This window comes from Ottowia oryzae (assembly GCF_003008535.1).
In the GTDB taxonomy this organism is placed as follows: domain Bacteria; phylum Pseudomonadota; class Gammaproteobacteria; order Burkholderiales; family Burkholderiaceae_C; genus Ottowia; species Ottowia oryzae.
Genome location: NZ_CP027666.1, coordinates 2,967,006 through 2,993,930 on the forward strand (window position 1 = coordinate 2,967,006; position 26,925 = coordinate 2,993,930).

The following is a 26,925-nucleotide window of genomic DNA, read 5'->3' on the forward strand; positions in this document are numbered from 1 at the left end:
GCCGCACCACCGTCGCAGGCGGCACGGGCGGCGTAGCGGGGGTGGATGTGCAGCCTGCGGCAAGGCCGCACACTGCCAAGGCCAACAGGATCGAGGCGCGCGTCATGTCAGATGAGTATCAACGGTGCGTCTTTCCAGCGCAAGGTATTCGGCCGATTGCATTTCGTTCAGCCGGCTGACGGTGCGCGGGAACTCGTGGGCCAGCGGCCCTTCGGTGTAAAGCGCTTCCGGCGGCACAGCCGCCGACACGATGAACTTAACGTGCCTGTCGTACAGCACGTCCACCAGCCAGGTGAAGCGCCGCGCTTCAGATGCCATGCGAACCGGCATGTGCGGCACGTCGGACAGCATCACGGTGTTGAACTGCGACGCTATTTCCAGGTAGTCGTTTTGCGACCGCGGGCCGCCGCACAGGGTCTTGAAGTCGAACCACACCACACTGCCCGAGCGGCGGCGCGCCCGGATCTCGCGCGCCTCGATGTGCAGCACCGGGTCTTCATCGGGCCCTGAAGCCAGGCGCGAGAAGGTCTCGTCCATGGCCGCGTCCGCTTCGGGCCCAAGGGGCGTGTGGTACAGGCGCACCTGCTCCAGCGTGCGCCGGCGGTAGTCGGTGCCGTTGTCCACGTTCACCACTTCCATGCGCTCGTTCAGCAGCGCAATGGCGGGCAGGATGCGGTCGCGGTGCAGGCCGCCGGGGTACAGGTCGTCCGGCTTGAAGTTGCTGGTGGTGACAAAGCCCACGCCGTTGTCGAACAGCGCCACCAACAGACGATGCAGGATCATCGCGTCGGTGATGTCCGCTACGTGAAACTCGTCAAAGCAGATCAGCTTGAACTTGAGGGCCATGCGCCGGCCCAGCTCGTCCAGCGGGTTCACGGTGCCTTGCAGTGCAGCCAGTTCGCGGTGCACCTCGCGCATGAATTCGTGAAAGTGCAGACGCGTCTTGCGGCGGATCGGCACGGCGTTGTAGAAGCAATCCATCAGGAAGCTCTTGCCGCGCCCTACGCCGCCGTACATGTACACGCCCTTCGGGATGTCCGGGCGGTTGAACAGCTTCTTGAACGAGTTGGATCGCTTGTCCTTGTAGGCCGCCCAATCGTCTGCGCAGCGCTGCAGCGCCGCGACGGCGCGCAGCTGCGCCGGGTCGCTGTGGTAACCGCGCGCTTTGAGTTCGGCCTCGTAATACTCACGCACGCTGGTCATGTCACGCAAACCCTCTTACTCTCTTTTTAATAGCTGCCGGCGCCAGTGGGGCGCCGGCTAGAGGCCAATCAGACCTCAAACAGCGAACAGGCTCAGAAGTTGAGCGTGCGCTTGTCGACGGCCAGCGCCGCCTCTTTGGTCGCTTCGCTCAAGGACGGATGCGCGTGGCAGATGCGCGCAATGTCTTCGCTGCTGGCGCGGAAGGCCATGGCAACGCAGGCCTCTGCAATCAACTCGCTGGCCATGGGGCCGACCATGTGCACGCCCAGGATCTCGTCCGTCGCCGCGTCGGCCAGAAATTTGACCATGCCCGTTGTGTCGCCCAGGGCGCGCGCGCGGCCGTTGGCCAGGAACGGGAAGGTGCCGGCCTTGTACTTCACGCCATCGGCTTTCAGCTGCTGCTCGGTCTTGCCGACCCAGGCGATTTCGGGGCTGGTGTAGATCACCCAGGGCACCAGGTTGAAATCAACGTGGCCGTGCTGGCCGGCGATGCGTTCAGCCACCGCCACGCCCTCTTCCTCGGCCTTGTGCGCCAGCATGGGGCCGCGCACCACGTCGCCAATCGCCCACACGCCGGGCAGGTTGGTGCGGCATTCGTCGTCCACCACGATGTCGCCACGCTCGCCCATCTTCAGGCCCACCGCCTCCGCGTTCAGGCCGGTGGTGTTGGGCACGCGGCCGATCGAGACGATCAGTTTGTCCACGTCCAGCGTTTGCGCCTCGCCCTTGGCGTTGGTGTAGGCCACGCTGACGCCCTTCTTGGTCGCCTTGATGTCGCCCACTTTCACGCCCAGCTCGATCTTCAGGCCTTGCTTGTCGAAAGCCTTCTTGGCTTCTTTAGCAATCTGCTCGTCCACCGCGCCCAGGAAGGTGGGCAGCGCTTCCAGCACCGTCACTTCAGCGCCCAGGCGGCGCCACACGCTGCCCATTTCCAGGCCGATCACGCCAGAGCCGATCAGACCCAGCTTCTTGGGCACGGCGCCCACGCGCAGCGCGCCGTCGTTGCTGAGCACCACTTCTTCGTCGAAAGGCACGCCGGGCAGCGCGCGAGCGCTGGAACCCGTAGCGATCACCACCTGCTTGCCCACCAGGGTTTCGTTCTGCGTGCCGGTCACGGCCACTTCATAGCCGCCCTCGGCGGCTTTCACGAACGAACCACGGCCGTGGAAGAAAGCGATCTTGTTCTTCTTGAACAGGTACAGGATGCCGTCGTTGTTCTGTTTGACCACCGCATCCTTGCGGCCAATCATCTTGGCCACGTCGATGCTCAGGCCCTTGATGCCAATGCCGTGGTCGGCAAAGTGCAGCGCGGCTTCTTCGTAGTTCTCAGACGATTGCAGCAGCGCCTTGGACGGAATGCAACCCACGTTGGTGCAGGTGCCGCCCGGCGCCGGGCCGCCTTTGTCGTTCTTCCACTCGTCGATGCAGGCGACGTTGAAGCCCAGTTGGGCGGCGCGGATGGCAGCGATGTAGCCGCCGGGGCCAGCGCCGATGACGATGACGTCGAATTGTTTGCTCATTTGTTTACCTTTATCACGTCGGCAATCAAGCCTTGGCCTACCAATAGAAGCCCTGTGTTGGACCGCACACCATCACCCACCAGTTGACCAAACACCGCCTTGTTGGTGGGAACCTTGCAGATGGCGACAAACGGCGCGGACACGCACTCCATGCCGTCCACGGCGCTCTGTCTCCACGTCAAAGAGTCAGTGCGCCCGTCCTCCGAAGCACCCAACCCCGTGACGATCCAGCTACCAGACACTTCACCGGGTTCAATACGCAGTGTTGGCGCGTCTTTCCCGCGCTCGCATTCGGTCTTCAGCCATTTCACCGCGCTAGGCTCAGACTGAATCGTGCGGCAGTCCAACCGATACGAGCCGGAAAAACCTTCGTCAGCCTGGACCTGCGCGCAAAAACACAGCCCCAAGAGAAACAAGGCAAAAGCACGCAGCGGCACAGGGTACGCCTGTTAGATATCAAACAGCAGGCGCTCAGGCTCTTCCAGTGCCTCTTTCATCGTCACCAGGCTCAGCACGGCTTCGCGGCCGTCGATGATGCGGTGGTCATACGACATGGCCAGGTAGTTCATCGGGCGAACCACCACTTGCCCGTTCTCGACCACGGCGCGGTCCTTGGTGGCGTGCACGCCCAGGATGGCCGACTGCGGCGGGTTGATGATGGGGGTGGACATCATCGAGCCGAAGGTGCCGCCGTTGGAGATAGAGAAGGTGCCGCCGGTCATCTCTTCGATGCTCAGCTTGCCGTCCTTGGCCTTCTGGCCGTATTCGGCGATCTTCTTCTCGATGTCGGCAAAGCTCATCTGGTCGGCATTGCGCAGGATGGGCACCACCAGGCCGCGCGGCGAGCTGACGGCGATACCGATGTCGAAGTAGCCGTGGTAGATGATGTCGTTGCCGTCGATCGAGGCGTTGACGGCCGGGAATTTCTTCAGCGCGTGCACCGCCGCCTTGACGAAGAAGCTCATGAAGCCCAGCTTGACGCCGTGCTCTTTGACGAACTGGTCCTGGAACTTCTTGCGCAGATCCATCACCGGCTGCATGTTGACTTCGTTGAACGTCGTCAGGATGGCGTTGGTGGCCTGGGACTGCAGCAGGCGCTCGGCAATGCGGGCGCGCAGGCGCGTCATCGGCACGCGCTGCTCGGGGCGGTCGCCCAGGTTGGGGGCGGCAGGCGGCGCCACCTGGGGCAGCGCGCTGGTCGGCGCACCGGTAGGAATATTGGCGGCTTTTTGGCCGCCAGCGCTTGCTGCACCAGCGCTGACAGCTCCTGATTGAATAGCACCGAGGACGTCGCCCTTGGTCACGCGGCCATCCTTGCCGGTGCCCGCGACCGAGCCGGCGGCCAGGTTGTTGTCGGCCATGATCTTGGCCGCGGCAGGCATGGCAATACCCGCCTTGTCGCCACCAGTGGCAGCGGCTGCCGGCGCGGCAGAAGCGGCGGGCGCAGGGGCTGCGGCCGCAGGAGCAGCGGCGGGTGCGGGCGCAGCGGCACCTGCCACGCCTTCGGTATCGATCTTGGCCAGCAGCTGATCGGCCACGACGGTGGCGCCATCGGCTTGCACGATCTCGGCCAGCACGCCAGCCGCGGGCGCAGGCACTTCCAGCACCACCTTGTCGGTTTCGACTTCGACGAGGATCTCGTCGACCTTAACGGCCTCTCCGGGTTTTTTCTTCCATTGCAGCAAGGTGGCTTCGGCCACGGATTCGGACAGCTGCGGGACTTTGACGTCAACGATTGCCATGTTGTTTTCCAGTTATTTCTGAGCGTGTTCTTGGGAGCGGGTGGTTGGCCGCAGCACCGTCAGGGCGCGGCGGCCAAGGCACAGTCGCTTACTTTTGCAGCACGAATCCCTTGAGGCGGCCGAAGGCGGCGTCGATCAACGCCTTTTGCTGCTCTTGGTGCAGGTGTGCGTAGCCCACGGCGGGCGATGCAGAGGCGGCGCGGCCCGCGTAGCCCAGCTTCTGGCCAGCCAGCATGTTCTCGTGGATGTAGTGCTGCACGAAAAACCAGGCGCCCTGGTTCTGCGGCTCGTCCTGGCACCACACGATTTCGGTCGCGTTGGGGTACTTCTTGATCTCGGCAGCGAACGCCTTGTGCGGGAACGGATAGAGCTGTTCCACGCGGAGGATGGCCACGTCGTCCACGCCTTTTTCCTCGCGCTTCTTGGCCAGGTCGTAGTACACCTTGCCCGAGCAGGCGATGACGCGCTTGACCTTGTCGGCCTTCAGATCGGCCTTGTCGGCGATCACGGTCTGGAAGCCACCTTTGGTGAACTCAGCCACCGGCGAAGTGGCATCTTTGTTACGCAGCAGCGACTTGGGCGTCATGATGACCAGCGGCTTGCGCAGCGGGCGAATCATCTGGCGACGCAGCACGTGGAAGATCTGGCTGGCCGTGGTCGGTTGCACGACCTGCATGTTGGTGTCGGCCGCCAGCTGCATGAAGCGCTCCAGGCGCGCGGAAGAGTGCTCAGGGCCCTGGCCTTCGTAGCCGTGCGGCAGCATCAGGGTCAGGCCGTTCACGCGGCCCCACTTCACTTCGCCCGAGGCGATGAACTGGTCGATCAGCACCTGGGCGCCGTTGACGAAGTCGCCGAACTGCGCTTCCCAGATGACCAGCGTGTTGGGGTCATTGGATGCGTAGCCGTACTCGAAGCCCAGCACCGCCTCTTCCGACAGAATGGAATCGAACACCTCGAACGGCGCTTGGCCGTCGGTGACGTGCTGCAGCGGCACATAGGTGCCCACGTCCCATTTCTCACGCTTTTGGTCGTGCAGCACGGCGTGGCGGTGCACGAAGGTGCCGCGCCCAACGTCTTCACCAGACAGGCGAATCGGGTAGCCACTGGCCACCAGCGACGCGAACGCCATGTGCTCGCCCATGCCCCAGTCGACGTTGATCTCGCCGCGGCCCATGGCGGCGCGGTCTTCCAGCACCTTCTTGACCAACGTGTGCACCGTGAAGCCTTCGGGCACCGTGGTGATGCGCTCGGCCAGGCGCTTCCATTCGGCCAACGGGATGGAGGTCTCGCCCGCGTCGGTCCATTTCTGGTTCAGGAACGGCTGCCAGTCGACGGCGTACTTGCTCTTGAAGTTGGTCAGCACCGGATCGAACGTGTGCTTGCCCGCGTCCATGGCGGCGCGGTAGGCGGCCACCATGTCGTCCGGGCCGGTGTCGCCCAGCACGCCCTGCGCCACCAGCTTTTCGCCGTACAGGCGGCGCGTGCCGGGGTGCTTGCCGATCTTGGTGTACATCAGCGGCTGGGTGAGCATGGGGGTGTCCTGCTCGTTATGGCCCAGCTTGCGGTAGCAGACGATGTCGACCACCACGTCCTGATTGAATTCCTGGCGGTACTGCAGCGCCAGCTGCATGCACAACACCACGGCTTCAGGATCGTCGCCGTTCACGTGCAAAACAGGCGCTTCGATCATCTTGACCACGTCGGTGCAATACAGCGTCGATCGCGTGTCGCGCGGGTCGCTGGTGGTAAAGCCGATCTGGTTGTTGATGACGATGTGAACCGTGCCGCCGGTGTAGTAGCCGCGCGTTTGCGCCAGAGCCAGCGTTTCCATGACCACGCCCTGGCCTGCAAAGGCCGCGTCGCCGTGCACCAGCACAGGCAGGACGGTGTCGCCTTCGTGATCGCCGCGGCGGTCCAGGCGCGCGCGCACGCTGCCCTCCACCACCGGGTTGACGATTTCCAGGTGCGAGGGGTTGAATGCCAGCGACAGGTGCACAGGGCCGCCAGCGGTGCTGACATCGCTCGAGAAGCCCTGGTGGTACTTCACATCGCCCGCAGGCAGGTCTTCCGGCGCCGTGTGGTCGAACTCGGCAAACAGCATTGAGGGCATCTTGCCCAGCGTGTTGACCAGCACGTTCAGGCGGCCGCGGTGGGCCATGCCGATCACGATTTCCTGCACGCCTGCGGTGCCGGCCTTCTGGATCAGTTCATCCATGGCCACGATGAAGCTTTCGCCGCCTTCCAGCGAGAAGCGCTTCTGACCAACGTATTTGGTGTGCAGGAAGCGCTCCAGGCCTTCTGCGGCGGTCAGGCGTTCAAGAACGTGCTTTTTCTGCTCGGCGTCCAGGTGCGGGTTGGTGCGCGCGCTTTCCAGGCGCTGCTGCCACCAGCGCTTTTGGCCCTGGTCGGTGATGTACATGTACTCGGCGCCAATGGTGCCGCAATAGGTTTCGCGCAGCGCATTCAACAGGTCGCGCAGCGACATCGTTTCTTTGCCGAAGAACGTGTTGCTGGTGTTGAACACCGTCTCCATGTCGGCGCCGGTGAAGCCGTAGAAGGCAGGATCCAGCTCAGGAATGTCGGCGCGCTCAGTGCGCTTGAGGGGGTCCAAGTCGGCCCACCGCGCGCCCACGTTGCGGTAAGCGGCGATCAGCTGTTGAACGGCGGTGCGCTTGCGGCCCAGTTCCGAATCGGCACCTGAAGCGACCACGACCTGCGTGCCGCCCTGCTTGGCACGTTCGGCAAACGCATTGATGACGGGCAGATGAGGCACATCGCGCGCGTTGCTGCCGTCAACAGCGGGTACGTGCTGAAGGGCATCGAAGTACTCGCGCCACGAATCGGGCACGCTGCCGGGGTTGGCGAGGTAGTTCTCATACATCTCTTCGACGTAAGGGGCGTTGCCCCCGAAGAGATAGCTGTTGCCCCCGTAGGTGGCATAGACGGATTTCGTCTCGTTCATGGCTTGCGCAGACCTTTCGCCTCCCTCAGGGAAGCTCAAGTTGGTGAAGAAACCTTCCGCGTCACGGCTGAACCGGTTGGCGGACGCGACTGGCTGGGAAGGGCCGGAAAAACTTCGCAGCCAGGATTGTGCCACCGATACCGCTGCCTAAGCAGCGCGCGATGCCGCCGTGGCACAAAACCCCTCAGCAGAGAAGGTGTTGGTCACACGCCTGCAACCAAATCCTTGATTTGCTGCAGCGCGCCCGGGTCTTCCATGGTGGTGAGATCGCCAGGATCGCGCCCTTCGCACACCGCCTGCACCGCACGCCGCAGCAGCTTGCCCGAGCGGGTCTTGGGCAGTACGGCCACGAAACGCACGCGCGCGGGCCGCGCCACGGCCCCCAGCGAACCATCGACCAGCTTCATGACGTCGCCCTCGAGCTTGAGCATTGCGTCGGGATCTTCCAGTTGACTGGCGTCCTTGAGCACGGCGAAAGCCATGGCCACCTGGCCCTTGAGTTGGTCGGCCACGCCAACGACGGCGACTTCCGCCACGTTCGGGTGAGCCGCGATGGCCTCTTCGATCTCGCGCGTGCCCAGGCGGTGGCCCGCCACGTTGATCACGTCGTCGGTGCGCCCCAGGATGAAGTAATAGCCGTCTTCATCGCGAATGCCCCAGTCAAAGGTGCTGTAGACCAGCTGATTCGGCACGGACGACCAGTACGTATTCACGTAGCGTGCGTCGTCGCGCCACACCGTTTGCAGGCAGCCCGGCGGCAGCGGCCCCTGTACGGCGATCACGCCCTTTTGATTGGGGCCCGTCAGCTCTTCGCCCGTCTGGTCGTCCAGCAGCTTGACGTTGTAGCCGTAGACCGCCTTGCCGGGCGAGCCGAAGCGCGTGGGCGTTGGCTCAACGCCGTTGCAAACCGCCAGGATCGGCCAGCCCGTCTCGGTCTGCCAATAGTTGTCGATGATGGGCTTGTGATTGAGCCCCTCGCTGATCCACTTGGCGGTGGGCTCGTCGAGAGGCTCGCCCGCCAGAAAGAGCGAACGCAGCGACGACAGGTCGTACTGGCTCAGGTACTTGGGGTCTTGCTTCTTCAGCACGCGAATCGCCGTGGGGGCGCTGAACATCACCGAGACCTTGTATTTCTCGACCAGCTTCCACCAGATGCCGCCATCGGGGCGAACGGGTGTGCCTTCGTACATGATGGTGGCCATGCCGCCGATCAGCGGGCCGTAGATGATGTAGCTGTGCCCCACCACCCAGCCGATGTCGCTGGTGCAAAAGAAGGTTTCGCCCGGCTTGCCGCAGTAGATGTTTCGGATGGACGCCGCCAGCGCGACCGCGTAGCCACCCGTATCGCGTTGCACGCCCTTGGGCTTGCCGGTGGTGCCGCTGGTGTACAGCGTGTAGCTGGGGTGCGTGGCTTCCACCCATTCGCAGGGCACCTGCGCATCCAGCAAGGATTCGCGCAGCGCGCCCCAGAGATGGTCGCGCCCTTCCACCAATTGCATGGGCGCCAGGCCACGATCAACCAGCAGCACGGCCTGGGGCTTGTGCGCCGCCAGCTTGATGGCTTCGTCCAGCAGGTGCTTGTAGGGCACGGGTTTGCCGCCGCGTGAACCCGCATCGGCACTGACGATGACCGTGGGTTCGGCATCGTCGATGCGCGTGGCCAACGAGCCGGATGCAAAGCCGCCAAACACCACCGAGTGCACCGCGCCGATGCGCGCGCAGGCCAGCATGGCAAAGCACGCCTCGGCGATCATCGGCATGTAGATCAACACCCGATCGCCCTTGCGCACGCCCAGGCCTTGCAGTGCGGCGGCCATGCGTTGCACTTCAGCGTGCAGCTGGCGGTAGGTGTAGACGATCTCCTGATCCGTCTCGGTGGACACGAAGATCAGTGCGCGCTGATCACCGCGATCGGCCAGATGCCGATCCACCGCGTTGTAGCAAAGGTTGGTGGTGCCGTCGGCAAACCAGCGCGCGAAAGGCGGGTTGCTGTAGTCGCAAATCGTCTGGGGCGACGTTGCCCAGTCGATCAGCTGGGCTTGCTCGGCCCAGAAAACATCACGATCGTCGATGGAACGACGGTAGAAATCGGCATAGCTGGCCACGGTTGTCTCCTCGGCACGGTGAATTGCTTCGGCCGATGCAACGCGCGGGTTGAGTTATGGACACTCGGCCTGTAGGGCCATTATGTCGGGCGCGCTCTTGCAAAAAGCTGACGGCAGCCGCGGGCGCCCGGCAAGGGCCAACGCGCCGGCCCAGACCAAATTATTCTTGCCCGCAAGCGCAGGCCGCCTGGCCGCGCAGGCAGGTCAGCGTGATGTGCCGCCCAGGCGACGCGCGTTCGCCACCGCGCGGCGGCGCACGGGGGCCATGCCGCGCACAGCCACGTCCAGCATCGAATTCATCACCTGGCGCTGAGCGCTGGCGGACAGGTGCTGCAGCGTCGGCGGGTTCATCCAACCGCCCAGCGCCACCTTCCACCAGGTTTGCAGCCACCAGCCGGCGAACTGCTGTTGCGCGGCCAGCGCCTGCATCGACATCGCCGTCCACGATTCACCGAACGCGGCCACCTTCTCGGCGCCCATTCGGTAAAACTCATCTTGATCCTTGCGGCTGGGGTTGACCCCGGCGGTCATCATCCGGCCGACGCGGTGCATGACGACCTGTGGCACGGCATCGGCCAATTGGGCCGCATCGCGCGTCAGGCGCAACTGCTTATGAACCATAGTGCAACTTTCTCAAGCATGCAGCGGGGAAGGCGGGCGGCCAACTTTGCTACGTTTTACATAGCTTCCAGCGCTGGTGTGGCCTGCGCTGGAAGGCGTTTTTGTACACAATCGGTCTGTGCGGGAGGCAGCGGCGCCCTACTTCACCAAAGCCTGCAGTTCGCGAAACTGCGGGTGCTCGCAAGTGCGCAGCCATTCGAACCCGACCATTTCGGTAGTGACCAGCTCGCACCCCGCACCGGCCAAGCGGTCGTAAGCGGCATCGCGGTTGCGCTCGGTGCGCGACCCACAGGCGTCGGTCACCACCCACACGTCCCACTCGGCTTCGAGCAACATCAGGGCGGTTTGCAAAAGGCAGACATGCGCCTCGCAACCGGCCAGCAACAAGGTGTTGCGCTCGGGCGCGGGCGGTGCGGCGGGCTTTTGCAGATGCCGCGGCAGGCTGCGCGCGTTACCAGCGCGGGGCGCGGGCGCGCGAGCGGCGAGCGGCGCCAGCAATGGCTGCAGTTCATCTGCCCCGCTGAAAGCCATCTTTGCCACGACGTCGTCGCACAAAGGCGCCAGCGAGGAATCGGTCGGCCCCAGCTTGTCAGGGTTCTGCTCGGTCGCCCACACGGGCACGCCCACCAGCCGCGCCATTTCCGCCAGGCGACGCGCGTTGGCGAGCACCGCGTTGTGGTCGTGGATGGCCGGCATCAGGCGGGCTTGGTAGTCAATCAGCACCAATTGGCTGTCATCGGCGTCAAGCAGCATCGGCAAGCTCCTGTGGTGAATCGTCGCCCCTGCACATCGGCCTACTGCAGGAGCCCCATCAGCGCGAAAACCGCTGGCAAGCGGCGGTCTACAAGGTGAAGTATTTTGGGAAAGTGTCGCACGATCGGCAGATGCGTGCTGGCTTCAAAAACGGCGTGCTGGCAAGTCTGCCCACCCGTCTCTGACAGGCGTAAGTAAGGTTAGCACAGGCCCTTGCGCCGACGCGACGCTCAAACCCGTCGCCAACCCCGAAGTGCGCCGCAATTCACGCCAGCGTCGCCAGATGCTGCATGAACGAATTCGCCGCCCGCGACAGCGAGCGCCCTATGCGCGTCAAGATACCGATCGAGCGCAGCATGGCGGGGCGCACCAAAGGCACGGCGCGCAGGCCCTGCATATTCGCCAGCGACAGCGCCAGCCGTGGCAACGCACTGACCCCCACGCCCGCCAAGACCAGCGCCCCGCAGGCGGCAACGCTGGGGCATTCCATCGCCATTGGCACCGATAGCCGGCGCTGTAGAAACACGGCGTCCGTCAGCTGGCGAATGCTGCTGCGCGGCTGCGCCGCGATGAACGGGCGCGTAGCGAACACCGACCACGGCACGGCCTTGCGATCGGCCAGCGGGTCGTCGTTGCGGCACAGCAGCACAAGTTCATCGTCCAGCAGATGCTGGTAGCGCAGCGTGCGGTCGGGCGCCGGCTTGACGCTCAGCGCGAAGTCAGCACGCCCCTCTTCAATGATCGCCAGCAAGCCATCGGCGGGTGCCTCGGCAAGGTCAAACTGAACGTCCGGGCGCACGCGGCGAAACGATGCGATGGCGGTGGACAAGACGCTCGCCCCGACGGATGGCAAGGTTGCCACCGCCACCTTCCCGCTGCGGCCCTGCAAGAACTGGCCCAGCTCGCCAAACGAGGCGTCGAATTCGCTCAACACACGCCGCGCGATGGGCAGCAACTCGCGGCCGACGGCGGTGATGTGAAGGTTGCGCGTGTCGCGATCGAACAGGCGCGCGCCCAGCGTGGCCTCTGCCTGCCGAATGGTTCGGCTGAGCGCAGGCTGCGACACGCCCATCTGCAAGCCCGCGCCCCGAAAACTGCCAGCCTCCACGATGTGGACGAAGGCCTGCAACTGCGCCAGCGTAAGGTCGATTTGGCCCATGCGATTGATCCGTTTTTGTTATCACACATATAGCAGACTGGATCTTCACAGATCAATTGGGCGCCCCTAGACTGACTTCGGACTGCACCGGATGCGCAGTTAAATTGCGGCAAGGCGGTGCATTGCTGCGGCCAATCTTTCACGCACCTCACTCAAACATGTCCGATTCGCCAACCAACACCGGAGCCGACCTGATTGCGCACCAGCAAGACGGCGTGCTTCGCCTGACCATCCAGCGCGAGAGCCGGCGCAACGCGATCAGTCCTGCGGTAATCAACGCGCTGGCAGCGGCGTTGACGAGCGCCAACAGCGACCGCAGCCTGCGCGCCATCGTGCTCACAGGGGCTGGCGACAAGGCTTTCTGTGCCGGCGCGGATCTGCAGTCAGGCCAGTCGTTTCAATTCGACTACGCCGAGCCCACGCAAGGCTTTGCCAACTTGCTGCGCCTCTCGCGCCAAATGACGGTGCCGATGGTGGCGCGCGTGAACGGCGCTTGCATGGCGGGTGGCATGGGCCTGCTGGCGATGTGCGATTTGGCGCTGGCGGCGCCGCACGCGCAATTTGGCCTGCCGGAAGTCAAGGTGGGCGTGTTTCCCGCCCAGGTTTTGTCGGTGTTGAACGGCCTGATTGGCGCGCGCGCGTTGACTGAGCTGTGCATCACCGGTGAGCCCATCGGTGCCGAGGAAGCGCTGCGGCTGGGGCTTATCAACCGCGTCAGCGAAGACCTCGACGCCGGGGTGAGCGCCCTGCTCAACCGCTTTCTGGACAAGTCGCCCGCCGCCATCCGCCGCGGCCTGTACCTCATGAAGCGCATGGGCGCGATGTCGTTCGAAGAATCCATGGCTTTTACCGAAAGCCAGATCGGCCTGATCGCCTTGACCGAGGACGCGGCCGAGGGGCAAGCAGCCTTCCGCGAGAAACGACCACCCCGATGGAGCGGCCGATGAACAGCGCCAGCGCTACACCCGCACACGTACGCAAAACCGTCCGGATCGGCGGCGCCTCCGGCTTCTGGGGCGACTCCGCTGTAGGCGCGCCGCAACTCGTCCGCAAAGGGCAAGTCGATTTTCTGGTGTTCGACTACCTGGCCGAACTCACCATGTCGATCCTGGCGGGTGCGCGCCTCAAAAACCCTACCATGGGTTACGCCACGGACTTTGTGGATGTCGCTATGCGCAGCGTGCTGATGGATGTCGTCAAGCAAGGCATTCGCGTGGTCAGCAATGCTGGCGGCGTCAATCCGCAAGGCTGCGCCGACGCCCTGCGCGCCCTGGCGACGGAGCTGGGCGTCGATATCGACATCGCCGTGGTCACCGGCGACGACGTGATGCCGCAGCTCACAGCGCTGCGCGCGGCTGAGCCGCCGGTGCAAGAGCTTCAGAGCGGCGCGCCCTTGCCAGCCAAGGTGCTGACGGCCAATGCCTACCTGGGCGCCCTGCCGATCAAGGCCGCGCTGGATGCTGGCGCCCAGATCGTGATCACCGGGCGATGCGTGGATTCTGCGGTCACGCTGGGTGCACTGATGCACGCCTTCAACTGGTCTGCCAGCGACTACGACCTGCTCTCTGCGGGCAGCTTGGCTGGTCACATTCTTGAATGCGGCTGCCAAGCGACGGGCGGCCTGCACACCGACTGGCAGGATGTCCCGGATTGGGCGCACATTGGCTATCCCATTGCCGAATGCCATAAAGACGGCAGTTTCACCGTCACCAAACCGCCTGGCACGGGCGGGCTGATCGCGCCGCAATGCGTGGCCGAACAGTTGCTCTACGAAATCCATGACCCTGCCGCCTACCTGCTGCCAGACGTGCGCTGCGACTGGCGCGACGTACGCATCGAGCGCGGGGACCGTGACCACGTGCGCGTCTCGGGCGCGCGCGGAAGCGCGCCACCCCACAGCTACAAGGTCAGTGCCACCTATATGGATGGCTTCAAGACATCGGCACAGCTCACCGTCATCGGCTTCGACGCGGTAGCCAAGGCTCGGCGAACGGGCGAAGCCATTGTTGAGCGTGTGAACGATATGCTCGCAGCCCTTGCCATACCTGCGCTAGCAGCTACAGAAATTGAAGTAATCGGCGCCGAAAGCGCTTACGGCCCACACGCTCAGCGCGCCCTATCCAGCGCGCGCGAAGCGGTGCTGCGCATCACCGCGTGGCACCCCGACAAGGCCGCCTTGCAGCTCTTGACCCGCGAAGTCGCCCCGGCCGGCACGTCTTGGGCACCCGGAACAACGGGTGCAGGCGGGCGCGCAAGCGTTTCGCCATCCATTCGGCAGTACGCATTCCTGCTGGACAAGGCGCTCATCTCTGCTGCCGTTCAGCGTAACGGGCGCACCGTGGCCGTCGGACAGCCGCCAACCGAAACAGACCACCCGGACATTGCGACACCTGTCGCCGTCACGAGTGCCCCAATGCCGCTGACCGAACATGCGTTTGCAGCGGATGAGTGCGACTGGACCGAAGTGCCATTGATTCGCCTGGCCTGGGCACGTTCAGGCGACAAGGGCGACATCTCCAACATCGGGGTGGTTGCGCGCCGGGCAGAGTGGGTGCCGGCCCTGCGCGCCGAGCTGACCACAACTCGCGTCGCCAACTACCTGGCCCATCTGGTCAAGGGGCGCGTTACCCGGTACGAGTTGCCCGGCATTCACGCCTTCAACTTCGTTTGCGAACAAGCTCTGGGCGGCGGTGGCATGGCCTCTTTGCGCAATGACCCTTTGGGCAAAGGCATGGCGCAAATCCTGCTGTCTATGCCGGTGCGCGTGCCAACCGCTTCACTCTGAATGCGCTAAGGCAGCGGCAGGCGCCCTGCTCTGTTCGCCCCAGCCACCTAAGTGTCGGGTGCACGGCTTTGAGGCTGATCGGTCGAGTGAGACGGCGTGGCGCCTCCGCATCTCTTTGAGCCTGGAATGCTGGCACCGCGGACTTGGGCTGCGAAAACCATGCGCCCCGCGAACGATCAGGCGCGCCCTTTGACGGCGTTGACCTCGACCTCGCACGGCAAGGGCACAAATTTGCTGCGCACCACCAGCACGCCCGCCTGAGCGGTGTCCTGGATGGTCGCGAGACCCTCCAGCCGAAGCCACTGGCCGTCCACATTGAGCACGGTCTGGTCGAACGCGACGCTTGTCACCTGCTCGGCAGAACGCTCGTCGGCGGAGTGGACCGAGAACAAAATCTCATCGGAAGTGCTCATGCCAAACACGTTGAACGTCTCTGGGACGATCTCCGGTGGCGGCCTGAGGCAGCTCACAGCACCCTTCATAGCAGCCCCACCATCAGCGGCACCAGCACGCTGGTGGCGATGGCATTCAGCCCCATCGCCAGCGCTGAAAAGCCCACCGCCGTTTCGCTGATCTGCACGGCGCGCGCTGTGCCTATGGCGTGCGCCGATTCCCCCAGCGCAAAGCCCTGCACCACGTCGTTGCGCACGCCCAGCAATGAGAACAGGCCACCAGACAACACCGCAGCAGCGATGCCGGTCAAGGCCACCGACACCGCGCTCAGCGAAGGCGAGCCGCCCATGCGATCCGCCACGGGAATGGCGACCGGCATCGTGGCGGACTTGGGCGCCAAGGACATCATCAGCGCCCAATCGGCCCCCAGCAGCCAAGCAATGCCAACGGCTGAGACAACGGCCGTCACCGAGCCGACCAAAAGCGCGCCGACCACGGGCACCACCAGGCCGCGCAACCGATGCCGTTGGCGGTACAGGGGCAGCGCCAGCGCTACGGTGGCCGGACCAGCCAACCACGACACCACGGCAGCCCCGCTGCGGTAGGTGCTGTACGGCACGGCCGCCAGCATCAGCACCGCGACCACGATGGTGGCACCCGTCAGCACCGGCAGCAGCAGATTCCACCCCGTGCGCCGATAGGCGTACACGGCCAGCGCATAGGCCGCCAAGGTCAAAAGCGTCGCCGCCAGCACAGTAGAGATGGTGGTTGCGTCCATCACGCCACCTCTTTTCGTTTCATGAGCGCCTGAAACGTAAGCGCGGTGACCACGAGCGTCAGCGCACCGCCCAGCACGCTGGCCGCCACGAAGGGCAGCCAGCCCGTCTTGAGAACCGCAAATTGCTCCATGACACCGGCGACGGCCGGGATGAAGCACAGCATCATGTGTTTTAGAAGCGGCGTCGCGGCCAAGCCCACGGGCGCCTCCAGGCGCGCAAAGCACGCCAGCGCCACGATCAGGATGGCCATGCCCATGACGGAGGGCGGCACGGGAAGCCCCGTCCAGCGCACGAGCGCCGTTCCGGCGAAGAGACACGCCACCAGCACGGCGAAGCCCAGCACGGCACGCACCACTGACGAGGCGGCATATCGCCCGGATTGGCCAGCTTGGCTCATTCTTCTGAGAATCCTTGATTGGAGCGCGAGCCAACTCAGCAGCACGCCCGGCGCGACGTCTGCCGCTTAAGCGGCAGTTTGCCCGAACCCGCGCATTATTCAGAGACGCAGAACGGCAAGTAAATGACCGTTGCAGTTGGGTAAGCGGGCAGCCCACAACCGACGGCTTCTGCGTCTGCCAGAGAAGTGAGCTTGTTTACCCTGCGGATACGTCCGGCTAACCGGCGGAGGCGCGCAGAAAACGGCGGCGCAAAGAAAAAGGGCCTAGCGTCTGCCAGGCCCTTGGAATTTTTGGTGGGTGATGCAGGGTTTGAACCTGCGACCCCTGCCGTGTGAAGGCAGTGCTCTACCGCTGAGCTAATCACCCGATCTCTGCAGCTTTGCACCGCAGCGAAAGATGGAATTATATACCAGTTATTTCCGGCTCAACCACGCGCCACACGGTTTTTCCGCTGCTGGATTTATCCAGCTGCGTCAGCACCCCGGCGTGGGCGGAAAGCTCCACCTCGTTGGCGCGAATCACGGGCAGGTCCAGCGCGCTGAAGTCGGCCCGGCGCACGCTCACGCCTTGCTGGCCAACGTCGCCCAGATCAATCAGCAGCGCTTCCTGCCCGCGCGTGAGGGCGATGTACACATCGGCCAGCAACTCGGCGTCCAGCAGCGCGCCGTGCAAGGTGCGCCCGCTGTTGTCCACGCCCAGCCGGTCGCACAACGCATCCAGGCTGTTGCGTTTGCCTGGGTACAGTTGTTTGGCCATCACCAGCGTGTCGGTGATCGAGTCAACCCATGTGTTGAACGCGGGCTTGCGCAGGCGCTCCAGCTCGCGGTCCAGAAAGCCGACGTCAAAGGCCGCGTTGTGGATGATGATCTCGGCGTCTTGCAGGTAGGTCAGCAGATCTTCGGCCACCTCGGCAAACTTGGGCTTGTCGCGCAAGAACTCGGTCGTCAAGCCGTGCACGCGCAGCGCGTCTTCATGGCTGTCGCGCTCGGGGTTCAGATAGAAGTGCAGGTTGTTGCCGGTCAGGCGGCGGTTCAGCAACTCCACGCAGCCGATCTCGATGATGCGGTCGCCGCTGTCGGCCGACAGCCCGGTGGTTTCCGTGTCCAGGACGATCTGGCGGGTCATGCTGCGCGCACCTCAGTGGTTTTCTTTGGCGTGGTTGATCGAGTAGCGAGGAATCTCGATGGTCAGATCTTCCTGACCAACGATGGCCTGGCAGGACAAGCGCGACTGCGGCTCCAGCCCCCAGGCGCGGTCGAGCAGGTCTTCTTCGGCTTCGACGGGCGCCTCCATGGAATCGTAGCCCTTGCGGACGATGCAGTGGCAGGTGGTGCACGCGCAGCTCATTTCGCAGGCGTGCTCGATCTCGATGCCCTTGTCCAGCAGGGCTTCGCAGATCGAATCGCCCACGTTGGCCTGGATTTCAGTGCCTTGGGGCGCGTACTCGGGATGGGGAAGAATTTTGATCGTGGGCATGTTGGGTATCGCAAGCCGCTCAGAGCGACTCGACTTTCTTGCCGGCCAGGGCCTTCTGGATGCCCGCGTTCATGCGCGCAGCCGCAAAGGCTTCGGTGCCGTGGGCCAAGGCTTCGGTGGCAGATTCGATGGCCGCCGCATCCGTGCTGTTGGCGGCGATGGCGCGCAAAGCCAGCATCAGCGCGTCGATCTCGGCGCGCTGGGATGCGGCCAACAGGTCGCCATCGGCGTTCAGCGCGCTTTGCGTGGCCAGCAGCATGCGGTCGGCCTCAACACGCGCCTCCACCAGCGCGCGCGCTTTCACGTCGGCATCGGCGGTGGTGAATGAATCCTGCAGCATGCTGGCGATCTGGTCGTCCGACAGGCCGTAGCTGGGCTTGACGTCGATTTGCGCTTCCACGCCACTGGTTTGCTCGCGTGCCGACACGTTCAGCAAACCGTCCGCGTCCACAGTGAAGGTGACGCGGATGCGCGCCGCACCGGCGGCCATCGGCGGAATGCCGCGCAGCTCAAACCGCGCCAGGCTGCGGCAGTCCTGCACCAGGTCGCGCTCGCCCTGCACCACGTGCAGGGCGAGCGCGGTCTGGCCGTCTTTGTAGGTGGTGAAATCCTGCGCCATAGCGACGGGGATGGTCTGGTTGCGCGGCACGATGCGCTCGACCAGCCCGCCCATGGTTTCAATACCCAGCGACAGCGGGATCACGTCCAGCAGCAGCAAGTCGCCCGCCGAGTCATTGCCCGCCAACTGGTTGGCCTGCACTGCGGCGCCCAGGGCCACCACTTCGTCGGGGTTGAGGTTGACCAGCGGGTCGCGCCGGAAGAATTCGGCCACGGCGTGGCGAATCACCGGCATGCGGGTGGAGCCGCCCACCATGACGACGCCCTGAATCTCGCCGGCGCTCAAGCGCGCATCGCGCAATACGCGCCGCGCGGAAGCGATGCAACGCTCGGTCAACGCGGCCGTAGCGGCTTCAAAATCCGTACGATTCACGTCCAATCGCACGCTGGCGCCCGCCAGATCAGCGCTGAACGCTACAGTTTCAGAAGCAGTCAACGCCTCTTTGGTTGTGCGCGCGGCCCGCAGCAGGTTGGCGCGGTCGGTGGGGCTCTCGGCCTTGGCGTCGGCGCGCTGGAGCACCCACTGCGCCAGCGCGCGGTCGTAATCGTCACCGCCCAGGGCCGAGTCACCGCCGGTGGCGATCACTTCAAACACGCCCTTGGTCAGCCGCAGGATCGACACGTCGAAGGTGCCGCCGCCCAGGTCGAACACGGCATAAACGCCTTCCACTTCATGGTCCAGCCCATAGGCCAGGGCCGCCGCGGTGGGCTCGTTGATCAGGCGCAGCACGTTGATGCCTGCCAGGCGGGCCGCGTCCTTGGTGGCTTGGCGTTGAGCATCATCAAAGTAGGCGGGCACGGTGATCACGGCGCCGTACAGGTCATCGTTGAAGGTGTCTTCCGCGCGGTAGCGCAGCGTGGCCAGAATCTCGGCGCTGACCTCGACCGGCGATTTCACGCCCAGCACGGTCTGCACGCCCACCATGCCGGGCTGGTCGACCAGGCGGTAAGGCAGGCGGTCGGCATCGGCCACATCGCTCAAGCCACGCCCCATCAGGCGCTTGATGGATGAAAGCGTGTTCTCAGGGTCCAGCGCGGCGCTGGCCAGGGCTTCGTCGCCAATCTGGCGGCCGCCGCCCTCAAGGTAGCGAACCACGCTGGGCAGCAGCACGCGGCCTTGGGCGTCGGGCAGGCATTCGGCCACGCCGTGGCGCACGGCGGCCACCAACGAATGGGTGGTGCCCAGGTCAATACCCACGGCGATGCGCCGCTGGTGTGGGTCGGGCGATTGGCCCGGTTCGGAAATCTGTAGCAGGGCCATGAATTGCCGCATCGCCGCGAAGCGCTGGGCCACCGCCCTGCTCCGCCGCGCATGCTTATCTCGTTTCTAAGGTCTCGTGGCGCCGGTCGATGTCGGCGGCCAGTTTGTCCAGGAACATCAGCGCGCGCACCGACTGCGCCGCGCCCGACCAGTCCTTCTGGTCGTCCAGCTGTTGCTCTATTTTTTGCAGCAGGTCGCGCGCCAGCTGTGTGCTCTCGGCGCTGATTTCATCCAAAGCCTCGCCGGTGTGCGCATCGTCCAGCTGCTCGCGCAAATCCATCTGCTGCATGAGGAACTCGGTCGGCATGGCCGTGTTGTTCTCGGCCTCGATCGGCGCACCGTTCAGCTCGCACAGGTAGGCAGCGCGGCGCTGCGGGTCTTTCAGGCGCTGGTACGCCTCGTTGATGCGCGCAGACCACTGCATGGCCACGCGCTGGGCGGCGGCGCCCTGCGCGGCGAAGCGGTCGGGGTGCACTTCGCGCTGCAGCTCTTTCCAGCGCGCGTCCAGCTGGGCGCGATCCTGCGCAAAGCGCGCGGGCACGGCAAACAGCTCAAAGTCGGTGGATTGAAGGTTCATGATGCAGCTTGGCGGACCATGCCGGCGGGCAACTCGGCCAACGCCTGGGCTGGCGCGCGCACGTCCCAAATGTCAACGCAGCAGCCGCAGCCCTGGTTGTCGGCGCACTGGATGCGCGGGCCCCAGCGCTGAAACCACGCGTTCATGGCCATCACCTCGCGCTCGTTGTCGATGGTGACGCTGACCGTGGCGCGGGCTGCTGGCTGCGCGGCGGCGGCGTTCATCTCAGATGCGGAAGCTCTCACCACATCCGCAGCGGTCGCGCTCGTTCGGGTTGCTGAAGCGAAAGCCCTCGTTCAGCCCTTCGCGCACGTAATCCAGCTCTGTCCCGTCGATGTAGGCCAGGCTTTTGGGGTCGACCATCAGCTTCACGCCGTGCTGCTCAAAGAGGGCGTCTTCGGGCGCCACGTCGTCCACGTACTCCAGCTTGTAGGCCAGGCCGGAGCAGCCCGTGGTCTTGACGCCCAGGCGCACGCCCACGCCCTTGCCGCGCTTGCTGAGGTATTTGGTGACATGCCGCGCTGCGGCTTCAGTGAGAGAGACGGCCATGGCCTAGCAATCCGATTTCCGTGAACTTCAAAGCGCGATCGTGACCAGCACCGAGGCCGACTCGATCGCAGTGAGCGCGTGTTCGACACCGCCCGCGACATACATCAAATGCCCCGTCGGCAAGTCGTGCGACGCAGCCGCCACATCGACCCGCACCACGCCTTCCAGACACTGGATGGTGATCTCGCCCGGCACGTGGTGCGGCGGCATGCGGTGGCCGGCGGGCAGCACCAGGCGCATCACTTCGAGCTGGTTCGACTTGAACAACGCGATGGATTGCGCGCCATCGATGCGCGCGCCGTACGGCCGCACATCGATCACATCGCCGGAACTAGCGTGCTGCAGCGCCATGGCAGATCAGGCCGCGTGCTTCTTGCGGTAGTCGTCCACCGCTGCCTTGATGGCGTCTTCGGCCAGGATCGAGCAGTGGATCTTCACCGGCGGCAGCGCCAGTTCTTCGGCGATCTGGCTGTTCTTCAGCGTGGCGGCTTCATCCACCGTCTTGCCCTTCACCCACTCGGTGACGAGCGACGACGAGGCAATGGCCGAGCCGCAGCCGTAAGTCTTGAAGCGCGCGTCTTCGATCACGCCGGTTTGCGGGTTCACCTTGATCTGCAGCTTCATCACGTCGCCGCAGGCGGGTGCGCCGACCATGCCGGTGCCCACGCTGTCGTCGCCCTTGTCAAAGCTGCCGACGTTGCGGGGGTTCTCGTAATGGTCGATGACTTTTTCAGAATAGGCCATGGCTTTACTCCTGTTTTAATAGCTGCCCGCGCTGGTGCACAGTGCGCTGCGGGCCGAAACCGTTCAAAGAATCAATGGGCGGCCCATTGAATGGTGCTGAGGTCCACACCGTCCTGGTGCATTTCCCACAGGGGGCTCAGCTCGCGCAGCTTGACGACGTTCTCGCGAATCGCCTTCACTGCGGCGTCGATGTCTTCCTCGGTCGAAAAGCGGCCGATGGTGATGCGCAGGCTGCTGTGCGCCAGCTCGTCGCTGCGGCCCAGGGCGCGCAGCACGTAGCTGGGCTCCAGGCTGGCCGACGTGCAGGCCGAGCCGCTGGAGACGGCCAGGCCCTTGATGCCCATGATCAGCGACTCGCCTTCGACGAAGTTGAAGCTCATGTTGATGTTCTGCGGCACGCGCTGCGTGGGGTGGCCGTTGATGAACACTTCATCCAGGCCCTTCATGCCATCCACAAAGCGCTTGTGCAGCGCCCAGGCTTTCTCGTTGTCCTTGGCCATCTCTTCCTTGGCGATGCGAAAAGCCTCGCCCATGCCCACGATCTGGTGCGTGGCCAGCGTGCCCGAGCGCATGCCGCGCTCATGCCCGCCGCCGTGCATCTGCGCCTCCAGGCGCACGCGGGGCTTGCGGCGCACGTACAGCGCGCCAATGCCTTTGGGGCCGTAGGTCTTATGGCTGGCCAGGCTCATCAAGTCCACGGGCAGCTTTTTCACGTCGATCTCGACCTTGCCGGTGGCCTGCGCCGCATCGACGTGGAAGATGATGCCGTGCTCGCGGCACACTTTGCCGATGGCTTCGATGTCCTGAATCACGCCAATTTCGTTGTTCACGAACATGACGCTGGCCAGAATCGTGTCGGGGCGAATCGCGGCCTTGAACTTCTCGATGTCGATCAAGCCGTCTTGCTGCACGTCCAGGTAAGTCACCTCGAAGCCCTGGCGTTCCAGCTCGCGCATGGTGTCCAGCACGGCCTTGTGCTCGGTCTTGACGGTGATCAGGTGCTTGCCCTTGCCTTTGTAGAACTGGGCTGCGCCTTTGATGGCGAGGTTGTTGGATTCGGTGGCGCCGCTGGTCCAGACGATCTCGCGCGGGTCGGCGCCGATCAGGTCGGCCACCTGTTCGCGCGCTTTTTCAACGGCCTTTTCCGCTTCCCAGCCCCACGCGTGGCTGCGGCTGGCGGGGTTGCCGAACTGTTCGCGCAACCACGGGATCATGGCGTCCACCACCCGCGGATCGACGGGCGTGGTGGCGGCGTAGTCCATGTAGATGGGGAAATGCGGGGTCTGGCTCATCGCAGTGTTCTCAGTTTTCGGAATGTCTTCGATGTGCGGGCGGCGCCAAGCGGCAGCCGGCCCGCAGGCGGTTACTTGGAGGCGACTTCGCCCAGGGCAAAGACCGAATTGGGCGCGTTGATGCGGATCGGCTTGACCACGGGCGAGCTGGAGATGGCGCGCTTGGTGGCGGGTTTGCCCTCCACTTCAACGCCGTGGGCGTGCTGGTCGTCCACCAGCTTTTGCAGCGTGACGGATTCCAGGAATTCCAGCATGCGGGCGTTCAGCGAAGTCCACAGGTCGTGCGTCATGCAGCGGCCACCGTCGCCGTGGCAGTTTTCCTTGCCGCCGCAGTGCGTGGCGTCCAGCGGCTCGTCGACCGACGTAATGATGTCGGCCACCGTGATCTCACTGGCCTTGCGGCCCAGCGAATAGCCGCCGCCCGGGCCGCGGGTGGATTCCACCAGCTCGTGACGACGCAGCTTGCCAAAGAGCTGCTCCAGGTACGACAGCGAAATTTGCTGGCGCTGGCTGATCGCCGCCAGAGTGACCGGACCGCTGCCCTGACGCAGGGCCAGGTCGATCATGGCGGTGACGGCAAACCGACCTTTGGTGGTGAGGCGCATCTGGAACTCCTAAGGTGTTCTGGACCGCTGCAACACGTGAAGCTCGCCCAGGTGGACTGGCCGGTGGGCCGCTAGAAAACCGCGGGCCGGTCAATTCCGAGTGATTTCCTCAAGTATACCGCAAATCCGACCAAACTCAGGGGATTTCCCCTACCAACTGCTTGATCAACGTGCTACGAGGGGTTTCAGGCTGCCGTGTGCATGAGCAAGACACTGCAGCAGCCCCATGACAAAACGCCAGGCAAGACCGCGTCGCCGGAATGCGGGGGCCGTGATTATGGCCATGCCCTGGCCAGCCCGGCCATCGCCAATCTAGGCTTGGCCGCCTTCAGGGCGCATCGTGCACTCAGATTTGTCCTACATCAGTTTCATCGCACGCCGACGTGGCAGAGTGGCGCTTACACCTAAATTACGCACCGTAAGGCGGGGGACGGTCTCTCGCCTGACTGGATTTCAACGAATCGTACAGAGGGCTTCTTTCATGAACAACTTCATCCACCGCATCACCCTGATTGCTGCTGGCGCCGCCTTGGCCATGGGCTTGGCCGCCTGCAACAAGAACGACGACCGTACCGCCGGCCAGAAGCTCGATTCGGCGATTGCCAAAACCGACGCCGCAGCCGATGAGGCGAAAGCCAAAGCTGCTGCAGCCGCTGACGACGCCAAAGCCGCCGCAGACCGCGCCGGCGCAGACGTTCGCGCTGGCGCTTCTGATCTGGCAGCCAGCGCCAGCGCTGCGGCATCGGCCGTGGGCGACGCCCTGGACGACGCATCGATCACCGCGTCGGTCAAGGCTGGCTTGGCCAAAGATCCCGATCTGAGCGCCTTGAAGATCGACGTAGACACCAAAAACGGCACAGTGACCCTGCAAGGCCCTGCCCCCACCGCCGCGGCCAAAGACCGCGCTGCCGCCATCGCCCGCGACACCAAGGGCGTGACCGGCGTGGCCAACCTGCTCAAGGTGGGCTGATCGGCCAGGGGCAGCGCGCCGGATTCGCACCGGCACGCCACCCCAGCTTTTGAGCATAAAAATAGCGGCCAGCGCAGGATGCACCTGCGCTGGCCGCTATTTTTTTAGAAGCAAACCGGCTGATTTCACTCAGGCAGGCAAGTTAGGCAGCCAGGTTGTCGCTGCCCGGCGCACCCAGCGTGCGCTGCTTGAGCAACTGCAGCTGATCGCGCACGCGCGCGGCCTTTTCGAATTCCAGGTTGCGGGCGTGGTCCAGCATCTGCTTTTCCAGCCGTTTGATTTCCTTGGCCAGGTCTTTTTCCGACAGGCTTTCATCCAGCACGCCAGCGCCAGCCAGCGCGGCCTGCCGATCTTGTTCGCGGCCGCTTTTCTCGCTGTAGACGCCATCGATCAGGTCGCGCACCTGCTTGACGATGCCGCGCGGCGTGATGCCGTTGGCCTCGTTGAAGGCGATCTGCTTGGCGCGGCGGCGCTCGGTCTCGCCCATGGCCTTTTTCATCGAATCGGTGATGCGGTCGGCGTACAGGATCGCCTTGCCGTTCACGTTGCGCGCGGCGCGGCCAATGGTCTGGATCAATGACCGCTCGGCGCGCAGAAAGCCCTCTTTGTCGGCATCCAGAATGGCGACCAGCGACACCTCGGGAATGTCCAGCCCCTCGCGCAGCAGGTTGATGCCCACCAGCACGTCGAAGGCGCCCAGGCGCAGGTCGCGGATGATTTCCACGCGCTCCACAGTGTCCACGTCCGAGTGCAGGTACCGCACCTTCACGCCGTTGTCGGTCAGGTATTCGGTGAGCTGCTCGGCCATGCGCTTGGTCAGCGTGGTGATCAGCACGCGTTCATGCTTTTGCGTGCGGTCGCGAATCTCTTGCAGCACGTCGTCCACCTGGTGGGTGGCGGGGCGCACTTCCACCAGCGGATCGACCAGGCCCGTGGGGCGCACCACCTGCTCGACCACCTGGCCCGCGTGGGTCTTCTCGTAGTCGGCGGGCGTGGCGCTGACGAAGACCACCTGGCGCATGCGGCGCTCAAACTCTTCGAACTTCAGCGGCCGGTTGTCCAGCGCGCTGGGCAGGCGAAAGCCGTATTCGACCAGCGTGGTTTTGCGCGCCTTGTCGCCGTTGTACATGGCGTTGAGCTGGCCGATCATCTGGTGGCTTTCGTCCAGGAACATCAGCGCGTCCTTGGGCAAATAGTCGGTCAGCGTCGCGGGCGGATCGCCCGGCGCAGCGCCCGACAGGTGGCGCGTGTAGTTCTCGATCCCCTTGCAGTGCCCCACTTCGCTGAGCATTTCAATGTCGAAGCGGGTGCGCTGCTCAAGCCGCTGGGCCTCCACCAGCTTGCCGTCGCCCACGAATTGCTTAAGGCGGTCGGCCAGCTCCAGCTTGATGGTTTCCACCGCCGCCAGCGTTTTCTCGCGCGGGGTCACGTAGTGGCTGCTGGGGTAGATGACGAAGCGCGGCACCTTCTGCTGCACGCGGCCCGTGAGCGGGTCGAACAGCGAGATGCTTTCGACCTCGTCGTCGAACAGCTCCATGCGCACGGCCAATTCGCTGTGTTCGGCGGGGAACACGTCGATGGTGTCGCCGCGCACGCGGAACGTGCCCCGGCTGAAGTCGGTGTCGTTGCGCTGGTACTGCATGCGCACCAGCTGGGCGATGGCATCGCGCTGGCCCTGCTTGCCGCCCACCTTCAGGATCATCCGCATCTGCAGGTAATCGTCGGGCGCGCCAATGCCGTAGATGGCGCTGACGGTGGCCACGATGATGGTGTCGCGCCGCTCCAACACGCTTTTGGTGGCCGACAGGCGCATCTGCTCGATGTGCTCGTTGATCGCGCTGTCTTTTTCGATGAACAGGTCGCGCTGCGGCACGTAGGCCTCGGGCTGGTAGTAGTCGTAGTAGCTGACGAAGTACTCGACGGCGTTCTTAGGGAAGAACTCGCGGAATTCGCTGTACAGCTGCGCGGCCAGCGTCTTGTTGGGCGCAAACACGATGGCCGGGCGCCCCATGCGCGCGATGACGTTGGCCATGGTGAAGGTCTTGCCCGAGCCCGTGACGCCCAGCAGCGTCTGGAAGGATTCACCGTTTTCCACCCCTTCGACCAGCTTGTCGATGGCGCCGGGCTGGTCGCCCGCGGGCGGGTACGGCTGGTACAGCTGGAAGGGCGAGCCTGGAAAAGTGACGAACTGGCCCTGCGCCGGCGCGGGCGCCTCTACCGCGCGAGGCGGGGCAAAGTCGGCGGGGGCTTGGGGCGTGATGGTGGGCGGCATGGCAAAACAGATGCGGGCGAAGGCCCCAAAGGGCAAGCCGACCACCTTAACCCATGGCCGTGCGCAGTGCACGCGACCATGGCATGGCGGACGGGTGGGCGCACCGGGTGCGCTGGTTCAAAAAACGCTGACCGCAGGGCA

The 26,925-nt window shown here is 64.4% G+C and carries 26 protein-coding genes and 1 tRNA gene; 3 read left to right on the forward strand and 24 right to left on the reverse strand.

Annotated elements, in window-relative coordinates:
- Positions 1-102 precede the first annotated feature (102 nt).
- The 9 genes from zapE to C6570_RS13565 all read right to left on the reverse strand — a co-directional run bounded on the left by zapE (position 103) and on the right by C6570_RS13565 (position 12,065).
- Entirely contained in the window at positions 103-1,203 is a 1,101-nt protein-coding gene (zapE, locus tag C6570_RS13525; RefSeq protein ID WP_106703685.1) for a cell division protein ZapE, read from the reverse strand.
- A gap of 92 nt (positions 1,204-1,295) precedes the next feature.
- The gene (gene lpdA, locus C6570_RS13530; RefSeq protein WP_106703686.1) at positions 1,296-2,723 is read right to left on the reverse strand and encodes a dihydrolipoyl dehydrogenase; all 1,428 of its coding nucleotides are present in this window, start codon (positions 2,721-2,723) and stop codon (positions 1,296-1,298) included.
- A complete protein-coding gene (locus C6570_RS13535; RefSeq protein ID WP_123812266.1) occupies positions 2,720-3,160 on the reverse strand; it encodes a hypothetical protein in 441 nt (146 codons plus the stop codon). The genes lpdA and C6570_RS13535 overlap by 4 nt, the downstream gene beginning before the upstream one ends.
- Positions 3,161-3,172: 12 nt before the next feature.
- Complete coding sequence (gene odhB, locus C6570_RS13540; RefSeq protein ID WP_106703688.1) at positions 3,173-4,465, reverse strand: 2-oxoglutarate dehydrogenase complex dihydrolipoyllysine-residue succinyltransferase; 1,293 nt, start codon at positions 4,463-4,465, stop codon at positions 3,173-3,175.
- A gap of 88 nt (positions 4,466-4,553) precedes the next feature.
- Positions 4,554-7,427 (reverse strand): 2-oxoglutarate dehydrogenase E1 component, encoded by a 2,874-nt coding sequence (locus C6570_RS13545; protein ID WP_106703689.1) that lies wholly within the window; start codon positions 7,425-7,427, stop codon positions 4,554-4,556.
- Between the two features lie 203 nt (positions 7,428-7,630).
- Positions 7,631-9,532 (reverse strand): propionate--CoA ligase, encoded by a 1,902-nt coding sequence (locus C6570_RS13550; protein WP_245896196.1) that lies wholly within the window; start codon positions 9,530-9,532, stop codon positions 7,631-7,633.
- A 204-nt stretch (positions 9,533-9,736) separates the two neighbouring features.
- Complete coding sequence (locus C6570_RS13555; RefSeq protein ID WP_211297605.1) at positions 9,737-10,153, reverse strand: polyhydroxyalkanoate granule-associated phasin; 417 nt, start codon at positions 10,151-10,153, stop codon at positions 9,737-9,739.
- A gap of 138 nt (positions 10,154-10,291) precedes the next feature.
- A complete protein-coding gene (locus C6570_RS13560) occupies positions 10,292-10,906 on the reverse strand; it encodes an isochorismatase family protein (protein WP_106703691.1) in 615 nt (204 codons plus the stop codon).
- A 265-nt stretch (positions 10,907-11,171) separates the two neighbouring features.
- A complete protein-coding gene (locus tag C6570_RS13565; RefSeq protein WP_106703692.1) occupies positions 11,172-12,065 on the reverse strand; it encodes a LysR family transcriptional regulator in 894 nt (297 codons plus the stop codon).
- Positions 12,066-12,223: 158 nt separating this feature from the next.
- On the opposite strand from C6570_RS13565, the gene C6570_RS13570 reads away from it, so the two are divergent.
- Positions 12,224-13,012, forward strand: coding sequence for an enoyl-CoA hydratase/isomerase family protein (locus C6570_RS13570; RefSeq protein WP_106703693.1), 789 nt, complete (start codon positions 12,224-12,226; stop codon positions 13,010-13,012).
- On the forward strand, positions 13,009-14,850 hold the full coding sequence (locus C6570_RS13575; protein ID WP_106703694.1) for an acyclic terpene utilization AtuA family protein: 1,842 nt from the start codon (positions 13,009-13,011) through the stop codon (positions 14,848-14,850). The genes C6570_RS13570 and C6570_RS13575 overlap by 4 nt, the downstream gene beginning before the upstream one ends.
- A 176-nt stretch (positions 14,851-15,026) precedes the next feature.
- Here the strand turns inward: C6570_RS13575 and C6570_RS13580 are convergent, their stop codons facing one another.
- The 14 genes from C6570_RS13580 to iscR form a co-directional block, all read right to left on the reverse strand.
- Positions 15,027-15,263 (reverse strand): hypothetical protein, encoded by a 237-nt coding sequence (locus C6570_RS13580; protein ID WP_123812267.1) that lies wholly within the window; start codon positions 15,261-15,263, stop codon positions 15,027-15,029.
- Positions 15,264-15,328: 65 nt separating this feature from the next.
- Positions 15,329-16,021, reverse strand: coding sequence for an LrgB family protein (locus tag C6570_RS13585; protein WP_106703696.1), 693 nt, complete (start codon positions 16,019-16,021; stop codon positions 15,329-15,331).
- Positions 16,021-16,365: a CidA/LrgA family protein gene (locus C6570_RS13590; protein ID WP_245896197.1), complete on the reverse strand. Its 345-nt coding sequence runs from the start codon at positions 16,363-16,365 to the stop codon at positions 16,021-16,023. Before C6570_RS13590 ends, C6570_RS13585 begins: the two co-directional genes overlap by 1 nt.
- A gap of 346 nt (positions 16,366-16,711) precedes the next feature.
- Positions 16,712-16,786: transfer RNA gene (locus tag C6570_RS13595), tRNA-Val, on the reverse strand.
- 36 nt (positions 16,787-16,822) lie between these two features.
- Positions 16,823-17,545: a DNA polymerase III subunit epsilon gene (dnaQ, locus tag C6570_RS13600; RefSeq protein WP_106703698.1), complete on the reverse strand. Its 723-nt coding sequence runs from the start codon at positions 17,543-17,545 to the stop codon at positions 16,823-16,825.
- A gap of 12 nt (positions 17,546-17,557) precedes the next feature.
- Entirely contained in the window at positions 17,558-17,896 is a 339-nt protein-coding gene (gene fdx / locus C6570_RS13605; RefSeq protein ID WP_106703699.1) for an ISC system 2Fe-2S type ferredoxin, read from the reverse strand.
- A 19-nt stretch (positions 17,897-17,915) separates the two neighbouring features.
- Positions 17,916-19,775: a Fe-S protein assembly chaperone HscA gene (gene hscA, locus C6570_RS13610; protein ID WP_106704702.1), complete on the reverse strand. Its 1,860-nt coding sequence runs from the start codon at positions 19,773-19,775 to the stop codon at positions 17,916-17,918.
- Between the two features lie 55 nt (positions 19,776-19,830).
- A complete protein-coding gene (hscB, locus tag C6570_RS13615; protein ID WP_106703700.1) occupies positions 19,831-20,352 on the reverse strand; it encodes a Fe-S protein assembly co-chaperone HscB in 522 nt (173 codons plus the stop codon).
- Entirely contained in the window at positions 20,349-20,576 is a 228-nt protein-coding gene (locus C6570_RS13620; RefSeq protein ID WP_106703701.1) for a hypothetical protein, read from the reverse strand. The genes hscB and C6570_RS13620 overlap by 4 nt, the downstream gene beginning before the upstream one ends.
- Before the next feature lies 1 nt (position 20,577).
- The gene (gene iscA / locus C6570_RS13625; protein ID WP_106703702.1) at positions 20,578-20,901 is read right to left on the reverse strand and encodes an iron-sulfur cluster assembly protein IscA; all 324 of its coding nucleotides are present in this window, start codon (positions 20,899-20,901) and stop codon (positions 20,578-20,580) included.
- Positions 20,902-20,928: 27 nt separating this feature from the next.
- On the reverse strand, positions 20,929-21,252 hold the full coding sequence (locus C6570_RS13630; RefSeq protein WP_106703703.1) for a cupin domain-containing protein: 324 nt from the start codon (positions 21,250-21,252) through the stop codon (positions 20,929-20,931).
- A gap of 6 nt (positions 21,253-21,258) precedes the next feature.
- Positions 21,259-21,645, reverse strand: a complete 387-nt coding sequence (iscU, locus tag C6570_RS13635) for a Fe-S cluster assembly scaffold IscU (RefSeq protein ID WP_106703704.1) — start codon at positions 21,643-21,645, stop codon at positions 21,259-21,261.
- A 71-nt stretch (positions 21,646-21,716) separates the two neighbouring features.
- A complete protein-coding gene (locus C6570_RS13640; protein WP_106703705.1) occupies positions 21,717-22,937 on the reverse strand; it encodes an IscS subfamily cysteine desulfurase in 1,221 nt (406 codons plus the stop codon).
- 71 nt (positions 22,938-23,008) lie between these two features.
- A complete protein-coding gene (gene iscR / locus C6570_RS13645) occupies positions 23,009-23,542 on the reverse strand; it encodes a Fe-S cluster assembly transcriptional regulator IscR (protein ID WP_106703706.1) in 534 nt (177 codons plus the stop codon).
- Positions 23,543-24,023: 481 nt separating this feature from the next.
- Between iscR and C6570_RS13650 the strand changes: the two genes are divergently transcribed.
- Entirely contained in the window at positions 24,024-24,512 is a 489-nt protein-coding gene (locus tag C6570_RS13650; protein WP_106703707.1) for a BON domain-containing protein, read from the forward strand.
- A gap of 142 nt (positions 24,513-24,654) precedes the next feature.
- Here C6570_RS13650 and uvrB read toward each other — a convergent pair whose 3' ends face one another.
- Entirely contained in the window at positions 24,655-26,784 is a 2,130-nt protein-coding gene (uvrB, locus tag C6570_RS13655; RefSeq protein WP_106703708.1) for an excinuclease ABC subunit UvrB, read from the reverse strand.
- Between the last annotated feature and the right edge of the window lie 141 nt (positions 26,785-26,925).